This is a genomic window from Pseudomonas sp. TWI929 (assembly GCF_039673335.1).
Classification (GTDB): Bacteria; Pseudomonadota; Gammaproteobacteria; order Pseudomonadales; family Pseudomonadaceae; genus Aquipseudomonas.
Map to the genome: position 1 here is coordinate 1 of NZ_JBDJLK010000043.1, position 19,297 is coordinate 19,297.

The window sequence follows — 19,297 nt, forward strand, 5'->3', positions numbered from 1 at the left end:
GAGTTTCAGTAGCGCAGCCGAAAGTGAGGGGCTGCTGCGCCAGCCCTTTCGCGACACAAGGCCGCTCCCACAGGCCATGTACAGGCTTCCTGGTGTGCAATGGCTTCAACCGACCACCGGCCTGGCGCAGGCTGAACTACCGACCTATTGTGCCGTCTGAGAGCCGTGGCGAGTCTCATCACTCGCTAGCCCGCAACTCTCCCTGTAAACTGCGGGGGTTTTTATCCCCCAATCCTTTCGGAGCCATACATGTCCCGCGTTACCCTGAGTCGCTATCTGATTGAGCAGACCCGCAGCAACAATACCCCTGCCGATCTGCGCTTCCTGATCGAAGTGGTGGCGCGTGCGTGCAAGGAAATCAGCCATCACGTGTCCAAGGGCGCCCTCGGCGGTGTGCTGGGCAGCATGGGCACTGAAAACGTGCAGGGCGAAGTCCAGAAGAAACTGGACGTGATTTCCAACGATATCCTGCTGGAAGCCAACGAGTGGGGCGGCCACCTGGCCGGCATGGCTTCCGAAGAAATGGACAACGCCTACCAGATCCCGGGCAAATACCCGAAAGGCGCCTACCTGCTGGTGTTCGACCCGCTCGACGGCTCGTCCAACATCGACGTCAACGTGTCGGTCGGCACCATCTTCTCGGTATTGCGTTGCCCTAACGAGTACCTGAGCCAGAACGAAACCCTGAACGAAAACGCCTTCCTGCAGCCAGGCACCCAGCAAGTCGCCGCCGGTTACGCCATCTATGGCCCGCAGACCATGCTGATCCTGACCCTGGGCAACGGCGTCAAGGGCTTCACCCTGGACCGCGAGCTGGGCAGCTTCGTCCTCACCCACGAAAACATTCGCGTACCGGAAAGCACCGCCGAGTTCGCCATCAACATGTCCAACCAGCGCCACTGGGAAGCCCCGGTGCAGCGCTACGTGGGCGAGCTGCTGGCAGGCGAGACCGGCCCGCTGAAGAAGAACTACAACATGCGCTGGATCGCCTCGATGGTGGCCGACGTACACCGCATCCTGACCCGTGGCGGCCTGTTCATGTACCCACGTGACGCCCGCGAGCCAAGCAAGCCGGGCAAGCTGCGCCTGATGTACGAGGCCAACCCGATGTCGTTTATCATCGAACAGGCCGGCGGCGCCTCCACCAACGGTTACGATCGCATCCTCGACATCAAGCCAGAAAGCCTGCACCAGCGCGTGTCGGTTATTCTCGGCTCGAAGGAAGAGGTCGAGCGCGTCACCGCCTACCACAAGGAGTAAGTCATGCTCGCACCTTGGCAGCCGTTGCTGGAGTGGTGGTTCGGTTGGGGCACCAGTCCCCAGGCCGTGGCTGACGAGAAGAGCACGCTGTGGTTCGGCAAGCATCACGATGCCGACGCCCATGCGCTGTTTGGCGAGCTGGTCGAGCATGCCCTGGCGGGTGGGCTCGACGAGTGGCAGCAAAGCCCGCAGGGCTGGCTGGGCCTGCTGATCCTGCTGGACCAGCTGCCACGCATGATCTACCGCGACACGCCGCGCGCCTTCGAGGGCGACCGGCGTGCCCAGGTGGTGGCCATGCAGGGCCTGCAGAAGGGCTGGGACTACCAGTTGCTGCCGATCCAGCGGGTGTTCGTGCTGCTGGTGCTGGAGCATGCCGAGGTGCTGGACTGGCAGAACCTGTGCGTCGAGCGCTACCAGATACTGCTGGATGAGCAGCCCGAGGCCAACCGCCGGCTGTTCGAAGGCTTCCTCGACTATGCCGAGCAGCACCAGCGGGTGATTGCCCGGTTCGGCCGCTTCCCGCACCGCAACCTGGTGCTGGAGCGGCCGAGTACCAGCGAAGAGATGGATTTTTTGCTGGAACCCGGGTCTCGGTTCTGACGCCCACGGGGCCTGCTGCGCAGGCCGATCGCGACGCAAGGCCGCTCCTACAGGGGCGGCTTTTTTATTGGGTGGTGATTAATGCTTTGTGATTAATCGCACAGTAGTGGCCATCCGACCAATGGTGTAGGGGCAAAAGGGGTGGGGCAGGGAACCCGGGAGGGTTTTTCCCGTCGAAGATCACTGCAGGCCACTCGCCTGTATCATCTCTCCAGGAGTGTCCTTCATGTCGTTGCGTTCCCTCGCCCTGTTGTCGCTGTGCGTCGTCCTGACTGCCTGCAGCAAGATCAACCAGGAAAACTATTCCAAGATCAAGGCCGGTATGAACAAGGCCGAGGTCGAGCAGTTGCTCGGCACGCCTGCCGAGTGCTCCGGCGCGTTGGGCATGAGCAGCTGTACCTGGGGGGACGAGAAGAGCTTCATCAGCGTGCAGTACGCGGCTGACAAGGTGCTGATGTATTCAGGGCAGGGTCTCAAATGAGGCGTCTGTATGTGCTGATGGGGGTTTGCCTGGCGTTGTTGCTGGGTGGTTGTGCAGGCTCCGTGCACGACCCGCTGGCGCCGAAAACCGCTGGCAACATCGACCTCAAGCGCTATCAGGGCAAATGGTATGAGCTGGCGCGCCTGCCCATGCGTTACCAGACCGGTTGCGAGCAGTCCGAGGCGCACTACAACCTCAAGCTCGATGGTAGCCTCGGCGTGCTCAACCGCTGCCGTACCATGGGTGATGAATGGCTGCGTGCCGAAGGCCACGCGAGCATTCAGGAACCGGGGCACACCGACAAGCTCTGGATCGAGTTCGATAACTGGTTCACCAAGCTGGTGCCAGGCGTGGCCAGGGGCGAGTACTGGATCCTGTATGTGGATGAGCGCTACCGCACGGCGGTGGTCGGTAGCCCTGACCGCAAGCACCTGTGGATTCTGTCGCGCACCCCGACGCTACCGGCCTGGGAGCGCGAGAACCTGATGTCCAAGGCGCGGCAGCAGGGCTATGACACCAACCGGCTGATCTGGCGCGCATCGGACCAGCAGATCGTCAAGATGCACTGAATTTCTGGGGCTGCAAAGCAGCCCCAATACACTTACCCCAACAGCTGGCGCAACACCTCGGCAAACGCCCGCGCGCTTTGCTCTTCCTGTGCATGCCGCCCCTGGCGCACCACCCACTGCCCATTGACCATCACATCACGCACCTGGCGATCCCCCCCGGCAAACAGCCAGCGGTTGAGAATGGCATCGCCATCGGCCATGGCGATATAAGGGTCCTGCCCATCGAGCACCAGCCAGTCGGCACGCTTACCCACGGCCAGCTCCCCGACAGCTTGCCCCAATGCCTGCGCACCGCCAGCCAGCGCAGCGTCATACAGCGTGCGCCCGACCATCGGCTGGTCGCCGCGGTACAAGCGGTTGCGCCGCTGGTCACGCAGCCGTTGGCCATATTCCAGCCAGCGCAGTTCTTCCACCACGCTCAGCGACACATGGCTGTCCGAACCAATGCCCATGCGTCCACCCTGCGCCAGGAAGTCCACCGCCGGGAAAATCCCGTCGCCCAGGTTGGCTTCGGTGGTCAGGCACAACCCGGCCACTGCACCACTACGGGCCATGGCAGTGACTTCATCCGGCTCGGCATGGGTGGCATGTACCAGGCACCAGCGCGGGTCCACCTGCACATGCTCGTACAGCCATTGCAGCGGGCGCAGGCCGCTCCAGGCCAGGCAGTCGTCCACTTCCTTCTGCTGTTCGGCGATGTGGATATGCACTGGGCATTGCTTGTTGCTGGCGGCCAGCACCTCGGCGATCTGCCCCGGGGTCACTGCCCGCAGCGAGTGGAAGCACAGGCCCAGTTGCTGCGCCGGTTGGGCGGCCAGCAGCGGGGCAAGTTGCGCTTGCAGTTGCAGGTACTGTTCGGTGGAGTTGATGAAGCGCCGCTGCCCGTCATTCGGGGCCTGGCCGCCGAACCCGGCATGGCTGTACAGCACTGGCAGCAAGGTCAGGCCAATGCCGCTGTCGGCTGCAGCCGCGCTGATGCGCCGGGACAGCTCGGCCGGGTCGGCGTAGGCCTTGCCAGCCTGGTCGTGGTGCACGTAGTGGAACTCGGCCACCGAGGTGTAGCCGGCCTTGAGCATCTCGATGTACAGCTGGCGGGCGATAACCTGCAACTGCTCGGGGCTGATTTGCCCGACCAGGCGATACATCAGGTCGCGCCAGGTCCAGAAGCTGTCATTGGGGTTGCCGGCGACTTCTGCCAGGCCCGCCATGGCGCGCTGGAAGGCATGCGAGTGCAGGTTGGGCATGCCGGGCAGCAGCGGGCCGGCCAGGCGCTCGGCGCCTTCGGCCGAAGCGCCCGGCTCGATGCGGGCCACATGGCCATCGCTGGCGACCTCGATGCGGACATGGCTGGCCCAGCCCGTGGGTAGCAGGGCGCGTTCGGCGAAATAGGCGGACATCGGTGCAAATCCTGTTATTGTTAACTTGTATATACATATACAGCCGTTTGCCTGCCGGGTAAACTGCGGCAAGCTACCGCTCATTCCATTTGCACAAGGATCCAACGCCGTGCCGACACCTCCTGTCTCCGCGCTGGTTGCCCAGATGGGCGAGGGCCCGGCGCCGCTGTACGCCCGGGTCAAACAGATGATCATCCAGCAGATCGACAACGGCAGCTGGCCGCCGCATCACCGGGTACCCTCGGAGAGCGAGCTGGTCAACGAGCTGGGCTTCAGCCGCATGACGATCAACCGCGCCCTGCGCGAACTCACCGCCGAAGGTCTGCTGGTGCGCATGCAAGGGGTGGGTACCTTCGTGGCCGAGCCCAAGGGCCGTTCGGCGCTGTTCGAGGTCAACAACATTGCCGACGAAATTGCCGCGCGCGGCCACCAGCATAGCTGCCAGGTGATTACCCTTACCGAGGAAGCCGCCGGTTCCGAACGGGCCTTGGCCCTGGACATGCGTGAAGGCCAGCGGGTGTTCCACTCGCTGATCGTGCATTTCGAGAATGGCGTGCCGGTGCAGATCGAGGACCGCTACGTCAATGCGGCGATTGCCCCCGACTACCTCAAGCAGGACTTTACCCGGCAGACGCCTTACGCCTACCTGTCTCAGGTGGCACCGCTGACCGAGGGCGAGCACGTGGTCGAAGCGATCCTGGCCGAGCCGGATGAATGCAGCCTGCTGCAGATCGAGCGGGGTGAACCATGCCTGTTGATCCGCCGTCGCACCTGGTCCGGCCGCCAGCCGGTTACTGCCGCGCGGTTGATCCACCCCGGTTCCCGTCATCGCCTCGAAGGACGCTTCAGTAAATGAGTCAGCAGCAGTTGTTGCGTGCGCAGGACTACCCGCGCATGCCGTGGAAGAACGGTGGCGGTTTCACCGAAGAAATTACCCGCGACAATGGCGAGGGCCTGGACGGCTTTGGCTGGCGCCTGTCGATTGCCGATATCGAGGAGTCAGGCGGCTTTTCCACCTTCGCCGGCTACCAGCGGATCATCACCGTGCTACAGGGCGACGGCATGCGCCTGCTGGTCGACGGTCAGGCCAGCCGACCGTTGCTGCCGTTCGATGCCTTTGCCTTCAGCGGCGAAAGCCAGGTCAGCTGCAAACTGTTGGGCGGGGCGATTCGCGATTTCAACCTGATCTATGCGCCGCAGCGTTATCGAGCGCGGTTGCAATGGCTGGATGGTACCAACCGTGTGTATAGCTCGGCGTCGACCGTGCTGCTGTTTGCTGCCAGCAATCAGGTCGAGGTGGCTATTGCCGGGCGTGAGACGCAGCGGCTGGGCTTGTACGACTGCCTGCGGCTGGAGGGCAACGATGAGTTGCTGGGGCTGGATGTGCAGGGGCGGTGCTGCCTGATCGAACTCATTTCACGTTGAGGTAGCCGGGGCTGCTGCGCAGCCCTTTCACGACACAAGGCCGCTCCCACAGCGACCGCGTATGCCTTGGCTGACGCGGTCCCCTGTGGGAGCGGCCTTGTGTCGCAAAAGGGCCGCAAAGCGGCCCCGGCTTTTTCAACCGCTCAGCGGATCAGTCCAAATATTTTGGTTGTCCATGCTTGTACATACAAGTAAAGGTGTGTTTGTATATTGACCACGACATACCCGCCCGCGGACGACCGCAGAGGACCTTTCCCGTGACCGACAACAACAAATACCGTGACGTTGAAATCCGTGCCCCACGTGGCAACAAGCTGACCGCCAAAAGCTGGCTGACCGAAGCGCCACTGCGCATGCTGATGAACAACCTCGACCCGCAGGTCGCGGAAAACCCGAAAGAACTGGTGGTGTACGGCGGTATCGGCCGCGCTGCACGTAACTGGGCCTGCTACGACAAGATCGTCGAAACCCTGACCCGCCTGGAAGACGACGAAACCCTGCTGGTGCAGTCGGGCAAGCCGGTCGGCGTGTTCAAGACCCACAGCAACGCCCCGCGCGTACTGATCGCCAACTCCAACCTGGTACCACACTGGGCCAACTGGGAGCACTTCAACGAACTGGACGCCAAGGGCCTGGCCATGTACGGCCAGATGACCGCCGGCAGCTGGATCTACATCGGCAGCCAGGGCATCGTCCAGGGCACCTATGAAACCTTCGTCGAAGCTGGTCGCCAGCACTACGGCGGCAGCCTCAAAGGCAAGTGGGTACTCACCGCCGGCCTGGGCGGCATGGGCGGCGCCCAGCCACTGGCCGCAACCCTGGCCGGCGCCTGCTCGCTGAACATCGAATGCCAGCAGAGCCGCATCGACTTCCGCCTGGAAACCCGCTATGTCGACGAACAGGCCACTGACCTCGACGACGCCCTGGCACGCATCGCCAAGTACACCGCCGAAGGCAAGGCCATTTCCATCGCCCTGCACGGCAACGCCGCCGAAATCCTGCCAGAGCTGGTCAAGCGTGGCGTGCGCCCGGACATGGTCACCGACCAGACCAGCGCCCATGACCCACTGAACGGCTACCTGCCAGCCGGCTGGACCTGGGAACAGTACCGCGACCGTGCGCAGACCGAGCCGGCTGCAGTGGTCAAGGCCGCCAAGCAGTCGATGGCCGTGCACGTTCAAGCCATGCTCGACTTCCAGAAGCAGGGCGTGCCGACCTTCGACTACGGCAACAACATCCGCCAGATGGCCAAGGAAGAGGGCGTGGCCAACGCCTTCGACTTCCCGGGCTTCGTCCCTGCCTATATCCGCCCGCTGTTCTGCCGCGGCATCGGCCCGTTCCGCTGGGCGGCGCTGTCCGGTGATGCAGAAGACATCTACAAGACCGACGCCAAGGTCAAGGAACTGATCCCTGACGATGCCCACCTGCACCGCTGGCTGGACATGGCCCGCGAGCGCATCAGCTTCCAGGGCCTGCCAGCACGTATCTGCTGGGTTGGCCTGGGCCTGCGCGCCAAGCTGGGCCTGGCGTTCAACGAAATGGTTCGCAGTGGTGAGCTGTCGGCACCGATCGTGATCGGCCGTGACCACCTGGACTCCGGCTCGGTGTCCAGCCCTAACCGTGAAACCGAAGCCATGCGTGATGGCTCGGACGCTGTTTCCGACTGGCCGCTGCTCAACGCCTTGCTCAACACCGCTGGCGGCGCCACCTGGGTATCGCTGCACCACGGTGGTGGCGTAGGCATGGGCTTCTCCCAGCACTCGGGCATGGTCATCGTCTGCGACGGTACTGATGAAGCCGCCGCGCGTATCGCCCGCGTACTGACCAACGACCCAGGGACTGGCGTAATGCGCCACGCCGATGCCGGTTACGACATCGCCATCGACTGCGCCAAGGAGCAGGGCCTGGACCTGCCGATGATCACTGGCTGATCGCCACGCTTTGGATCGCACCCCACAAGGGGTGATACTGAACAACAAGAAGGAGCACGCAGGCACCCCACAACGGGCCTGCGGCTCCACGCGATTGGAGTAGTAACGTGACCGAACTCACCCTCAAGCCCGGCACCCTGACCCTGGCCCAGCTGCGCGCGATCCACGCCGCGCCTGTGCGCCTGCAGCTGGATGCCAGCGCCGACCAGCCGATCAACGACAGCGTTGCCTGCGTCGAGCAGATCCTTGCCGAAGACCGCACTGCCTATGGCATCAACACTGGTTTCGGCCTGCTGGCCTCGACCCGCATCGCCAGCCACGACCTGGAAAACCTGCAGCGCTCGCTGGTGCTTTCCCACGCCGCCGGTGTTGGCGCGCCGCTGGATGACGACCTGGTGCGCCTGATCATGGTGCTCAAGATCAACAGCCTCAGCCGCGGCTTCTCCGGCATCCGCCGTAAAGTGATCGATGCCCTGACTGCCCTGGTCAACGCCGAGGTTTACCCGCACATTCCGCTCAAGGGCTCGGTCGGCGCATCGGGCGACCTCGCGCCACTGGCGCACATGTCGCTGGTACTGCTGGGTGAAAGCAAGGCCCGTTACAAAGGCCAATGGCTGCCGGCCACCGAAGCGCTGGCGATTGCCGGCCTCGAGCCTCTGACCCTGGCCGCCAAAGAAGGCCTGGCCCTGCTCAACGGTACCCAGGCGTCCACGGCCTACGCCCTGCGCGGTCTGTTCCAGGCCGAAGACCTTTACGCTGCCGCCATTGCCTGTGGTGGCCTGACCGTCGAAGCCGCGCTGGGCTCGCGTTCGCCGTTTGACGCCCGCGTGCATGCGGTACGTGGCCAGCGCGGCCAGATCGACACCGCTGCCTGCTTCCGTGACTTGCTGGGCGATGCCAGCGAAGTGTCGCTGTCGCACAAGAACTGCGACAAGGTCCAGGACCCGTACTCCCTGCGCTGCCAGCCACAGGTCATGGGCGCCTGCCTGACCCAGCTGCGTCAGGCTGCCGAGGTACTGGGCATCGAAGCCAACGCCGTATCGGACAACCCGCTGGTATTCGCTGCCGAAGGTGACGTGATTTCCGGTGGCAACTTCCACGCCGAGCCAGTGGCCATGGCCGCCGACAACATCGCCCTGGCCATCGCCGAAATCGGTTCGCTGAGCGAGCGCCGCATCTCGCTGATGATGGACAAGCACATGTCCCAGCTGCCGCCGTTCCTGGTGGAAAACGGCGGGGTCAACTCCGGCTTCATGATCGCCCAGGTCACCGCTGCTGCCCTGGCCAGCGAGAACAAGGCCCTGTCGCACCCGCACAGCGTCGACAGCCTGCCAACTTCGGCCAACCAGGAAGACCACGTGTCGATGGCGCCGGCTGCCGGCAAGCGCTTGTGGGAAATGGCCGAGAACACCCGTGGCGTGCTGGCCATCGAATGGCTGGGTGCCTGCCAGGGCCTGGACCTGCGCAAAGGCCTGAAAACGTCGGCCAAGCTGGAGAAGGCGCGCCAGGCGCTGCGCAGCGAAGTACCGCACTACGACCGTGACCGTTTCTTCGCGCCGGACATCGAAAAGGCCGTGGAACTGTTGGCCAAAGGTAGCCTGACCGGCCTGCTGCCGGCGGGTGTGCTGCCAAGCCTGTAATGCCCCTGGGGCCGCCATGCGGCCCATCGCCGGCAAGCCGGCTCCCCCCGACGGAGGTGTGAAACACCATTCCTGTGGGAGCTGGCTTGCCGGCGATTGGGCTAGGCAGCCCCCCTCGACCTCACGACCACAAAAACAATTTAAGGACGTGACATGCAACAAGCTCAAGGTCTCAAGCGCGGGCTAAGTGCCCGCCACATCCGTTTCATGGCTCTCGGTTCCGCCATCGGCACCGGCCTGTTCTACGGCTCCGCTTCCGCCATCCAGATGGCCGGCCCCGCCGTGCTGCTGGCTTACCTGATCGGCGGCGCCGCCGTGTTCATGGTCATGCGCGCCCTCGGTGAAATGGCCGTGCACAACCCGGTGGCCGGTTCCTTCGGCCACTACGCCACTACCTACCTCGGCCCCATGGCCGGCTTCATCCTCGGCTGGACCTACGCCTTCGAGATGGTCATCGTCGCCATCGCCGACGTCACCGCCTTCGGTATCTACATGGGCTTCTGGTTCCCGGAGGTAGCCCGCTGGATCTGGGTGCTGGGCATCGTGTTCCTTATCGGTGGCCTCAACCTGTGCAACGTCAAGGTGTTTGGCGAAATGGAATTCTGGCTGTCGCTGCTCAAGGTCGGCGCCATCGTGGCGATGATCCTGGCCGGCCTCGGCATCATGGCCTTCGGCTTCAGCCAGGTGGGTACCGGGCATGCCGTGGGTATGAGCAACCTGTTCGACCACGGTGGCTTCATGCCTAACGGCGTGGGTGGCCTGATCGCATCCTTTGCCGTGGTGATGTTTGCCTTCGGCGGCATCGAGATCATCGGCGTCACCGCCGGTGAGGCCAAGGACCCACAGCGGGTCATCCCCAAGGCGATCAACGCCGTTCCACTGCGCATCCTGCTGTTCTATGTGCTGACGCTGTTCGTGCTGATGTGCCTGTACCCATGGCCGCAAATCGGTAGCCAAGGTAGCCCGTTCGTGCAGATCTTCAGCAACCTGGGTATTGGCTCTGCCGCCGCCGTGCTGAACGTGGTGGTTATTTCTGCTGCGATCTCCGCCATCAACAGCGACATCTTCGGCGCAGGCCGCATGATGTACGGCCTGGCCCATCAAGGCCACGCCCCGCGCGGTTTCAGCAAGCTGTCCAAGCACGGCGTGCCATGGATGACCGTGGTGGTGATGGGCGCCGCGCTGCTGATCGGCGTGCTGCTCAACTACCTGATCCCGGAGAACGTGTTCCTGCTGATCGCCTCGATCGCCACCTTCGCCACCGTGTGGGTGTGGCTGATGATCCTGGTCACCCAGGTGGCCATGCGCCGCAGCATGAGCCGTGAGGAAGTGGCCCAGCTGCAGTTCCCGGTACCGTTCTGGCCGTATGGCCCGGCCATGGCCATTGCGTTCATGGTGTTCATCTTTGGCGTGCTCGGTTACTTCCCGGATACCCAGGCGGCGTTGATCGTCGGCGTGGTCTGGGTGGTGTTCCTGGTGGCGTCCTACCTGCTGTGGTGCAAGCCGCGCGCAGGGCAGGCCCAGCCGGTAGCAGAGCCTGCCGAGTTGCACCGCTAGTAAAAGGAGATTGTGCATGAGAACTGTCTGGCAGCACTGCCATGTGGCAACCATGGCCGAGGGCAGCTACTCGGCCATCGAGGATGCGGCCATCGTCACCAACGCCGGGTTGATCGAGTGGATCGGCCCACGTGCCGAGCTGGCGCCGGTCGCGGCCGAGCGCACGGTGGACCTGGGCGGCGCCTGGGTTACCCCGGGGCTGATCGACTGCCACACCCACGCAGTGTTCGGTGGTAACCGCAGTGGCGAATTCGAGCAGCGCCTGCAGGGCGTGAGCTATGCCGAAATCGCTGCGCAGGGCGGTGGCATCGCCAGCACTGTGCGGGCCACCCGTGCGGCCAGCGAGGACGAACTGTTCGCCAGTGCTCGCCAGCGGGTTCAGGCTTTGATGCGCGACGGCGTGACTACCATCGAGGTCAAGTCCGGCTACGGCCTGGACTTGGCCAACGAGCGTAAGATGCTGCGCGTGGCCCGGCGCCTGGCCGACGAACTGCCGCTGGCGGTGCGTGCCACCTGCCTGGCTGCGCACGCGTTGCCGCCGGAGTACGCCGGCCGCGCCGACGACTACATCGCGCACATCTGCGACGAAATGCTGCCGGCCCTGGCCGCTGAAGGCCTGGTGGATGCGGTGGATGCCTTCTGCGAACACCTGGCGTTCTCCCCGGCCCAGGTCGAGCGGCTGTTCATCAAGGCGCGCGAGCTGGGCCTGCCGGTCAAGCTGCATGCCGAACAGCTGTCGTCGCTGCACGGCTCCAGCCTGGCGGCGCGCTACCAGGCGCTGTCGGCCGACCACCTGGAGTTCATGACTGAGGAAGACGCCATCGCCATGGCTGCAGCCGGCACTGTCGCCGTACTGCTGCCGGGCGCGTTCTACTTCCTGCGCGAAACCCAGCTGCCGCCGATGGACGTTTTACGCCGCCACGGCGTGAAGATTGCCCTGGCCAGCGACCTCAACCCCGGCACCTCGCCAGGGCTGTCGCTGCGGCTGATGCTGAACATGGGCTGCACCTGCTTCCGCATGACCCCGGAAGAAGCCTTGGCCGGCGTCACGGTGCACGCTGCCACGGCGTTGGGCCTGGGCGAAAGCCATGGCTCGCTGGAAGTAGGCAAGGTTGCCGACTTCGTCGCCTGGCAAATCGAACGCCCCGCCGACCTGGCCTACTGGCTGGGCGGCGACCTGCCCAAGCGCGTGGTGCGCAAGGGCCATGAAATATCCAACTGAGCGAGGCACGATGGACAAGGTACTGAGTTTTCACCAAGGCCGCCTGCCGCTGCTGATCAGCATGCCGCATGCCGGCCTGCGCTTGAGCGACGCCGTGCGCGACGGCCTGGTCGACCAGGCGCGCAGCCTGCCGGACACCGACTGGCATATTCCCCAACTGTACGACTTTGCCCGCGACATGGGTGCCAGCGTGGTGGCGGCGGAGTATTCGCGCTTCGTCATCGACCTGAACCGCCCGGATGACGACAAGCCGCTGTACGCCGGCGCCACCACCGGCCTGTACCCGGCCACGCTGTTCGAAGGCGAGCCGCTGTTCAAGGCAGGCCTGGAACCGACCAGCGAGCAACGCAAGCAGTACCTGGAGCAGATCTGGCGCCCCTATCACGACACCATCCGCAACGAGCTGGACCGCTTGCGTGAGCAGTACGGCTACGCGCTGCTGTGGGATGCCCATTCGATCCGATCGCTGATCCCGCACCTGTTCGACGGCAAGCTGCCGGACTTCAACCTGGGTACCTTCAATGGCGCCAGTTGCGATCCGGCACTGGCCGAGCGGCTGCAAGGTGTCTGTGCCGAAGCCCAGGACTACAGCCATGTGCTAAACGGCCGCTTCAAGGGCGGGCATATCACCCGCCATTACGGCGACCCGGCCAAGCACATCCATGCCGTGCAGCTGGAGTTGGCGCAGAGCACCTACATGGAAGAAACCGAGCCGTTCGCCTACCGCGAAGACCTGGCGCAGCCAACCCAGCAAGTGCTGCAGCGCTTGTTGCAGGCTTGCCTGGCGTGGGGGCGGGAGCGCTACGGGCGGTAGATCCACCACCCGGCTTACTCAATTGCTGCACGTTGACGAGGCCCTTGTGGGGGCGGGTTCACCCGCGAACACCGGCGTAGCCGGTGCCATGCACCGCGTTGGATTCTTCGCGGGCGCGCCCGCTCCCACAGGGTGCGCGAAGCGCCTGCCAACCTGGCACGCCGCTTCAAACCATTTCGCAAGCTTGGCCGTGATGCTCTTGGCGCAATTCAGGTTTATGATGGCCCACGGCCGAATAATCCTCACACGGAGTGCGCAATGCAGACCCTCTACCCGCAGATCAAACCCTACGCCCGGCACGATCTGGCCGTGGAAGCGCCGCATGTGCTGTATGTAGACGAAAGCGGCTCGCCTGAAGGTTTGCCGGTGGTGTTCATCCACGGTGGCCCGGGCGCCGGTTGCGACGCCCAGAGCCGTTGCTACTTCGACCCTAACCTTTATCGAATCATCACCTTCGACCAGCGCGGCTGTGGCCGCTCCACGCCGCACGCGAGCCTGGAGAACAACACCACCTGGCACCTGGTCGAGGACCTGGAGCGCATTCGCGAGCACCTGGGTATCGAGAAATGGGTACTGTTTGGCGGGTCGTGGGGCTCCACCCTGGCCCTGGCCTACGCCCAGACCCACCCCGAGCGCGTGCACGGCCTGATCCTGCGCGGCATCTTCCTGTGCCGCCCCCAGGAAATCCAATGGTTCTACCAGGAGGGCGCCAGCCGCCTGTTCCCCGACTACTGGCAGGACTACATTGCGCCAATTCCGCCTGAAGAGCGGGGCGACCTGGTGGCGGCCTTCCACAAGCGCCTTACCGGCAACGACCAGATTGCCCAGATGCACGCCGCCAAGGCCTGGTCTACCTGGGAGGGTCGTACTGCAACCCTGCGCCCGAACCCGCTGGTGGTCGATCGCTTCTCCGAGCCGCAGCGGGCACTGTCGATTGCCCGCATCGAATGCCACTACTTCATGAACAACGCCTTCCTCGAGCCAGACCAGCTGATCCGCGACCTGCCGAAAATCGCCCACCTGCCAGCGGTGATCGTGCACGGTCGCTACGACGTGATCTGCCCGCTGGAGAATGCCTGGGCACTGCACCAGGCTTGGCCGAACAGCGAACTGAAGGTTATCCGCGACGCCGGCCACGCGGCCTCCGAGCCGGGTATCACCGATGCCTTGGTGCGTGCCGCCGACCAGATGGCCCGGCGCCTGCTCGACCTGCCGCTGGAAGAAGCATGAAGGGCCTGCTGCAGCGAGTGCGCGGTGCGCGGGTTGAAGTGGCGGGGGAGGTGGTCGGCGCCATCGACCACGGTTTGCTGGTGCTGGTGGCGGTCGAGCCTGAAGATTCCCGCGAACAGGCCGATAAGCTGTTGCACAAGCTGTTGAACTACCGGGTGTTCAGCGACGAACAGGGCAAGATGAACCTGTCGCTCAAGGATGTCGGCGGCGGGTTGCTGCTGGTGTCGCAGTTCACCTTGGCCGCCGACACCCGCAACGGCATGCGCCCGAGCTTCTCGACGGCAGCGCCACCGGCCCTCGGGGCCGAATTGTTCGACTATCTTTTGCAGCAGGCGAAGGGCCATCATGCCGATGTGGCGAGCGGGCAATTCGGCGCGGACATGCAGGTGCACCTGGTCAATGATGGCCCAGTGACATTTATGTTACAAATATGAGGTCGAAAAACCCTTTGTTTATAGGAAAACAAGGGGTTTTGTACGATAAATAGTTGTTCCAGCCTGATGCGTTGTCACGCGACCTGCTGGATAATCGCGCGCTGCATGGACCTGCGTTCGCAGGTTCGTTTCACTCTGACTCGAGCATTGTCTGGATCCGTTTGGGGAATCATTACGCCCTCACGGGGTCCGAACAGTGCTCGCCAACCCGGCATTTGTCGCTGGCCGTTGGTTTCATGATCTGTTTTCGGCGAGGGTTGCTCGTGATTGTTAGTCCCCAAAAAGCATCAAGAATCCCCGGCACCGGGCTGCGCAAGGCCCTGATGGCCAGTGTGGCACTGGTCGGCCTGATGAGCGCGGGCCAGCTGTGGGCATTCAATCTTGACGATGTTGCAGCCAAGGCAAAGGATCTGGCCGGCCAGAAGTACGACGCACCAAAAAGCAACCTGCCGGCGGTGTTCCGCGACATGAAGTTCGCGGACTACCAGAAAATCCAATTCCTGCAGGAAAAGGCTGAGTGGGCCAAGGACAAGACCCCGTTCAAACTGTCGTTCTATCACCAGGGCATGCACTTCGACACCCCGGTGAAAATCAACGAGGTCACCGCCACCAAGGTCGAGGAAATCAAGTACGACCCGAACCGCTTCGAGTTCGGTGACGTGCCACACGACCCGGAAACCACCAAGAACCTGGGTTACGCCGGTTTCCGCGTGATGTACCCGATCAACAAGGCCGACAAGCAGGACGAGATCATGACCCTGCTTGGCGCCAGCTATTTCCGCGTGGTCGGCAAGGGCCATGTATATGGCCTGTCGGCCCGTGGCCTGGCCATTGACACCGCACTGCCGTCGGGCGAGGAATTCCCGCGCTTCACCGAGTTCTGGGTGGAAAAACCCAAGCCGGCCGACAAGCACCTGGTGATCTACGCCCTGCTGGACTCGCCGCGTTCCACCGGCGCCTACAAGCTGACCCTGCGCCCGGGCAACGACACCGTGGTCGACGTGCAGTCGCGCGTGTTCCTGCGTGACCACGTCAGCCGCCTGGGCATTGCGCCGCTGACCAGCATGTACCTGTTCGGCCCCAACCAGCCGTCCAAGGTGCTCAACTACCGCCCGGCCCTGCATGATTCCGAAGGCCTGTCGATCCATGCCGGTAACGGCGAATGGATCTGGCGCCCACTGAACAACCCGAAACACCTGGCCGTGAGCAACTTCAGCGTCGAGAACCCGCGTGGTTTCGGCCTGATGCAGCGTCAGCGTGCCTTCAGCGACTACGAAGACCTCGACGACAACTACCAGAAGCGCCCAAGCGCCTGGATCGAGCCGAAGGGTGACTGGGGCAAGGGCACCGTCGATCTGGTCGAGATTCCGACCGCCGATGAAACCAACGACAACATCGTTGCGTTCTGGAGCCCAGAGAAGCTGCCGGAGCCAGGCAAGCCGTTCGAGTACGCCTACCGCCTGCACTGGACCATCGACGAGCAGAAGTTCCAGGCCGCCGAGCTGGGCTGGGTCAAGCAGACCCTGCGTTCCACCGGTGATGTCAAGCAGTCCAACCTGATCCGCCAGCCTGATGGCAGCGTGGCCTTCCTGGTCGATTTCGCCGGCCCGGCCCTGGCCGCCTTGCCTGAAGACGCCGCCGTGCGTAGCCAGATCAGCGTGGGCGACAACGCCGAGGTGGTCGAGAACAATCTGCGCTATAACCCAGAGACCAAGGGCTGGCGCCTGACCCTGCGGCTGAAGGTCAAGGAAGCCAACAAATCGACCGAAATGCGTGCCGCATTGGTGCGTGACGTGCCGGCCGAACCCGCCAAGCCTGCCCAGGACGCCAAGCAGGACAAGGCCGCAGCCAAGCATGCCAAGGCCGACAAAGCCGTGAAGGCTGAGCAACCGGCCAAGGCCGAACAACCTGCCGCCGATGCGGCGCCCACCAACGGGACCCCGGCCACCACCGAAAAGGTGCTGACCGAGACCTGGAGCTATCAGTTGCCTGCCGATGAGTAACTCAAACGCAAGGCCAGTATCGCTTGGCGAGTACCTGGCTCACTTACCACTGAGCGACGAGCAACGGGCGGAACTCGCCAGTTGCACCTCGTTCAGTGAGCTGCACCAACGCCTGGCGGCCAACCCGGCCGCCAACCCTGCCGAGGCCGTGCAGGCCTCGGTGGGCCCGCGCCTGACCGTGGGCAGCGCCGCCGAGCTGGAAGATGCCGAAATGCTTGGCGTCGACGGCAGCGGCCGGCTGTGCCTGAAGATCGCCCCGCCAATCAAACGCACCAAAGTGGTGCCAGAGCCATGGCGCACCAACGTGCTGATCCGCATGTGGCGGCGCATGACTGGCCGCACCAATGCCCCGCAGCCGCCCAAGCGTGAGCTGCCGCCGGCACGCTGGCGCACGGTCGGCTCGATCCGACGTTACATCCTGCTGGCCCTGATGATCGGACAGACCATTGTCGCTGGCTGGTACATGAAGGGCATCCTGCCGTACCAGGGTTGGTCGTTCGTCGACCTCGACGAAATTCTCAGCCAGTCGTTGTGGGACACGGTTGTGCAGGTGTGGCCGTATGCCTTGCAGACGTCCATCCTGATCCTCTTCGGCATCCTGTTCTGCTGGGTGTCGGCGGGCTTCTGGACCGCGCTGATGGGCTTCCTCGAGCTGCTTACCGGGCGCGACAAATACAAGATTTCCGGCAGCAGTGCCGGCAATGAGCCGATTGCGCCCGAGGCGCGTACCGCGCTGGTGATGCCAATCTGCAACGAAGATGTGCCGCGGGTGTTCGCCGGCCTGCGCGCGACGTTCGAGTCGGTGGCCGCCAGCGGCAACCTCGACCGCTTCGACTTCTTCGTGCTCAGCGACACCAACGACACCGACATCGCCGTGGCCGAGCAACAGGCCTGGCTGGACGTGTGCCGCGAGACCAAAGGCTTCGGCCGCATCTTCTACCGCCGCCGTCGGCGCCGGGTGAAGCGCAAGAGCGGCAACCTCGACGACTTCTGCCGTCGCTGGGGTGGCGAGTACAAGTACATGGTCGTGCTCGACGCCGACAGCGTCATGAGCGGCGAGTGCCTGAGCAGCCTGGTGCGCCTGATGGAGGCCAACCCGGACGCCGGCATCATCCAGACCGGGCCGAAAGCCTCGGGCATGGACACCCTGTATGCGCGCATGCAGCAGTTCGCCACCCGCGTGTACGGCCCGCTGTTCACCGCCGGCCTGCACTTCTGGCAGCTGGGCGAGTCGCACTACTGGGGCCACAACGCAATCATCCGCATGAAGCCGTTCATCGAGCACTGCGCCCTGGCGCCGTTGCCGGGCAAGGGCGCGTTCGCCGGTGCGATCCTTTCCCACGACTTCGTCGAAGCCGCGCTGATGCGCCGCGCCGGCTGGGGCGTGTGGATCGCCTACGACCTGCCGGGTAGCTACGAAGAACTGCCGCCGAACCTGCTCGACGAGCTCAAGCGCGACCGCCGCTGGTGCCACGGCAACCTGATGAACTTCCGCCTGTTCCTGGTCAAGGGCATGCACCCGGTGCACCGCGCGGTGTTCCTTACCGGGGTGATGTCGTACCTGTCGGCGCCGTTGTGGTTCCTGTTCCTGGTGTTGTCGACCGCACTGCTGGCGACCAACACGCTGATGGAGCCGCAGTACTTCATCGAGCCGTACCAGCTTTACCCACTGTGGCCGCAGTGGCACCCGGAAAAGGCCGTGGCGCTGTTCTCCACCACCATCGTGCTGCTGTTCCTGCCCAAACTGCTCAGCGTCATCCTGATCTGGGCCAAGGGCGCGGTCGAGTTCGGCGGGCGGATCAAGGTCACCCTGTCGATGCTGATGGAGATGCTGTTCTCCATGCTGTTGGCACCGGTGCGCATGATCTTCCACACCCGCTTCGTGCTGGCCGCGTTCCTCGGCTGGGCTGCAACCTGGAACTCGCCGCAGCGTGACGACGACTCCACCCCGTGGGGCGAGGCGGTACGCCGCCATGGCCCGCAGACCTTGCTGGGCTTTGCCTGGGCCGGGTTGGTGGCGTGGCTGAACCCGAGCTTCCTGTGGTGGCTGGCGCCGATCGTGGGTTCGCTGGTGCTGTCGATCCCGGTTTCGGTGATTTCCAGCCGCACGCGCCTGGGCCTGGCAGCCAAGGACGAGAAGCTGTTCCTCATTCCCGAGGAATACGCCACCCCGCAAGAGCTGCTGGCTACCGACCAGTACACCCACGAAAATCGCTGGCATGCCCTGCATGATGGCTTCGTGCGGGCCGTGGTCGACCCGCGGCAGAACGCCCTGGCCTGCGCCATGGCCACTGCCCGCCATGGCCAGGCGGCGCCGATCGAGGCGCTGCGTGCCGAGCGCGTGGCCAAGGCGATCGAGGTCGGGCCGAAAGGGCTGGACCTCAATACCCGCCTGGCCCTGCTCAGCGACCCGGTGGCGTTGACCCGCCTGCACGAGCAAGTGTGGGCCGAGCACAACGCTGCGTGGATCGATGTGTGGCGTGCGTCGATCAAGAACGACCCGCATTCGCCGCTGTTGCCGCTGCATCCGGAGAATGAAGGCCATCCGGCACTCGTCGGCGCCTGACCGGGCCTCTTCGCGGGCACGCCCGCTCCCACAAGGGTTGTGAAGTACCCTGTGGGAGCGGGCGTGCCCGCGAAGCTTTTAGGGCCCCAGGCCGATTTTGGCCAACAAAGTCCCCCCCAGCTCTAGGTCCCCGGGCCGCCATGCGTTAGCATCCCACTCCGATATAAC

At 64.0% G+C, this 19,297-nt stretch carries 16 protein-coding genes; 15 read left to right on the top strand and 1 reads right to left on the bottom strand.

The features are described 5' to 3' along the window. The first annotated feature begins 249 nt into the window (after positions 1-249). The 4 genes from ABE456_RS17645 to ABE456_RS17660 all read left to right on the top strand — a co-directional run bounded on the left by ABE456_RS17645 (position 250) and on the right by ABE456_RS17660 (position 2,910). Positions 250-1,260 (top strand): class 1 fructose-bisphosphatase, encoded by a 1,011-nt coding sequence (locus tag ABE456_RS17645; protein ID WP_016712457.1) that lies wholly within the window; start codon positions 250-252, stop codon positions 1,258-1,260. Positions 1,261-1,263: 3 nt separating this feature from the next. Then, positions 1,264-1,860 carry a DUF924 family protein gene (locus ABE456_RS17650; protein WP_346645050.1) on the top strand — a complete coding sequence of 199 codons (597 nt, stop codon included), beginning with the start codon at positions 1,264-1,266 and terminating at the stop codon, positions 1,858-1,860. Between the two features lie 226 nt (positions 1,861-2,086). Beyond that, complete coding sequence (gene bamE / locus ABE456_RS17655) at positions 2,087-2,341, top strand: outer membrane protein assembly factor BamE (protein WP_063912030.1); 255 nt, start codon at positions 2,087-2,089, stop codon at positions 2,339-2,341. Further along, positions 2,338-2,910 (top strand): lipocalin family protein, encoded by a 573-nt coding sequence (locus tag ABE456_RS17660; RefSeq protein ID WP_346645051.1) that lies wholly within the window; start codon positions 2,338-2,340, stop codon positions 2,908-2,910. The genes bamE and ABE456_RS17660 overlap by 4 nt, the downstream gene beginning before the upstream one ends. Positions 2,911-2,942: 32 nt before the next feature. On the opposite strand, the gene ABE456_RS17665 is transcribed toward ABE456_RS17660, so the two are convergent. Continuing rightward, a complete protein-coding gene (locus ABE456_RS17665; RefSeq protein WP_346645052.1) occupies positions 2,943-4,307 on the bottom strand; it encodes a formimidoylglutamate deiminase in 1,365 nt (454 codons plus the stop codon). A gap of 145 nt (positions 4,308-4,452) precedes the next feature. Here ABE456_RS17665 and hutC point away from each other — a divergent pair, with 145 nt between their 5' ends. The 11 genes from hutC (at position 4,453) to mdoH (ending at position 19,129) form a co-directional block, all read left to right on the top strand. Continuing rightward, positions 4,453-5,163, top strand: a complete 711-nt coding sequence (gene hutC, locus ABE456_RS17670; protein WP_346645080.1) for a histidine utilization repressor — start codon at positions 4,453-4,455, stop codon at positions 5,161-5,163. Beyond that, positions 5,160-5,732: a HutD family protein gene (locus ABE456_RS17675; protein ID WP_346645053.1), complete on the top strand. Its 573-nt coding sequence runs from the start codon at positions 5,160-5,162 to the stop codon at positions 5,730-5,732. The genes hutC and ABE456_RS17675 overlap by 4 nt, the downstream gene beginning before the upstream one ends. Before the next feature lie 257 nt (positions 5,733-5,989). Further along, positions 5,990-7,663: a urocanate hydratase gene (hutU, locus tag ABE456_RS17680; protein WP_133975954.1), complete on the top strand. Its 1,674-nt coding sequence runs from the start codon at positions 5,990-5,992 to the stop codon at positions 7,661-7,663. A gap of 107 nt (positions 7,664-7,770) precedes the next feature. Beyond that, positions 7,771-9,303: a histidine ammonia-lyase gene (gene hutH / locus ABE456_RS17685; protein WP_346645054.1), complete on the top strand. Its 1,533-nt coding sequence runs from the start codon at positions 7,771-7,773 to the stop codon at positions 9,301-9,303. Positions 9,304-9,456: 153 nt separating this feature from the next. Beyond that, positions 9,457-10,860 carry an amino acid permease gene (locus ABE456_RS17690; RefSeq protein ID WP_346645055.1) on the top strand — a complete coding sequence of 468 codons (1,404 nt, stop codon included), beginning with the start codon at positions 9,457-9,459 and terminating at the stop codon, positions 10,858-10,860. A 16-nt stretch (positions 10,861-10,876) separates the two neighbouring features. Beyond that, on the top strand, positions 10,877-12,082 hold the full coding sequence (gene hutI, locus ABE456_RS17695) for an imidazolonepropionase (protein ID WP_346645056.1): 1,206 nt from the start codon (positions 10,877-10,879) through the stop codon (positions 12,080-12,082). A gap of 10 nt (positions 12,083-12,092) precedes the next feature. Continuing rightward, entirely contained in the window at positions 12,093-12,896 is an 804-nt protein-coding gene (gene hutG, locus ABE456_RS17700; RefSeq protein WP_346645057.1) for an N-formylglutamate deformylase, read from the top strand. A 258-nt stretch (positions 12,897-13,154) separates the two neighbouring features. Beyond that, the gene (gene pip / locus ABE456_RS17705; RefSeq protein WP_346645058.1) at positions 13,155-14,126 is read left to right on the top strand and encodes a prolyl aminopeptidase; all 972 of its coding nucleotides are present in this window, start codon (positions 13,155-13,157) and stop codon (positions 14,124-14,126) included. Then, positions 14,123-14,560, top strand: a complete 438-nt coding sequence (gene dtd, locus ABE456_RS17710; protein ID WP_346645059.1) for a D-aminoacyl-tRNA deacylase — start codon at positions 14,123-14,125, stop codon at positions 14,558-14,560. Before pip ends, dtd begins: the two co-directional genes overlap by 4 nt. Before the next feature lie 263 nt (positions 14,561-14,823). Then, positions 14,824-16,563: a glucan biosynthesis protein G gene (locus tag ABE456_RS17715; RefSeq protein ID WP_346645060.1), complete on the top strand. Its 1,740-nt coding sequence runs from the start codon at positions 14,824-14,826 to the stop codon at positions 16,561-16,563. Beyond that, the gene (gene mdoH, locus ABE456_RS17720; RefSeq protein WP_346645061.1) at positions 16,556-19,129 is read left to right on the top strand and encodes a glucans biosynthesis glucosyltransferase MdoH; all 2,574 of its coding nucleotides are present in this window, start codon (positions 16,556-16,558) and stop codon (positions 19,127-19,129) included. The genes ABE456_RS17715 and mdoH overlap by 8 nt, the downstream gene beginning before the upstream one ends. Positions 19,130-19,297: the final 168 nt, after the last annotated feature.

Bases quoted from the DNA above. Each gene is read 5' to 3' on its own strand.
- ABE456_RS17645 (WP_016712457.1), top strand. From the start codon at position 250: ATGTCCCGCGTTACCCTGAGTCGCTATCTGATTGAGCAGACCCGCAGC.
- ABE456_RS17650 (WP_346645050.1), top strand. From the start codon at position 1,264: ATGCTCGCACCTTGGCAGCCGTTGCTGGAGTGGTGGTTCGGTTGGGGC.
- bamE (WP_063912030.1), top strand. From the start codon at position 2,087: ATGTCGTTGCGTTCCCTCGCCCTGTTGTCGCTGTGCGTCGTCCTGACT.
- ABE456_RS17660 (WP_346645051.1), top strand. From the start codon at position 2,338: ATGAGGCGTCTGTATGTGCTGATGGGGGTTTGCCTGGCGTTGTTGCTG.
- ABE456_RS17665 (WP_346645052.1), bottom strand. From the start codon at position 4,307: ATGTCCGCCTATTTCGCCGAACGCGCCCTGCTACCCACGGGCTGGGCC.
- hutC (WP_346645080.1), top strand. From the start codon at position 4,453: ATGGGCGAGGGCCCGGCGCCGCTGTACGCCCGGGTCAAACAGATGATC.
- ABE456_RS17675 (WP_346645053.1), top strand. From the start codon at position 5,160: ATGAGTCAGCAGCAGTTGTTGCGTGCGCAGGACTACCCGCGCATGCCG.
- ABE456_RS17690 (WP_346645055.1), top strand. From the start codon at position 9,457: ATGCAACAAGCTCAAGGTCTCAAGCGCGGGCTAAGTGCCCGCCACATC.
- hutI (WP_346645056.1), top strand. From the start codon at position 10,877: ATGAGAACTGTCTGGCAGCACTGCCATGTGGCAACCATGGCCGAGGGC.
- hutG (WP_346645057.1), top strand. From the start codon at position 12,093: ATGGACAAGGTACTGAGTTTTCACCAAGGCCGCCTGCCGCTGCTGATC.
- pip (WP_346645058.1), top strand. From the start codon at position 13,155: ATGCAGACCCTCTACCCGCAGATCAAACCCTACGCCCGGCACGATCTG.
- dtd (WP_346645059.1), top strand. From the start codon at position 14,123: ATGAAGGGCCTGCTGCAGCGAGTGCGCGGTGCGCGGGTTGAAGTGGCG.
- mdoH (WP_346645061.1), top strand. From the start codon at position 16,556: ATGAGTAACTCAAACGCAAGGCCAGTATCGCTTGGCGAGTACCTGGCT.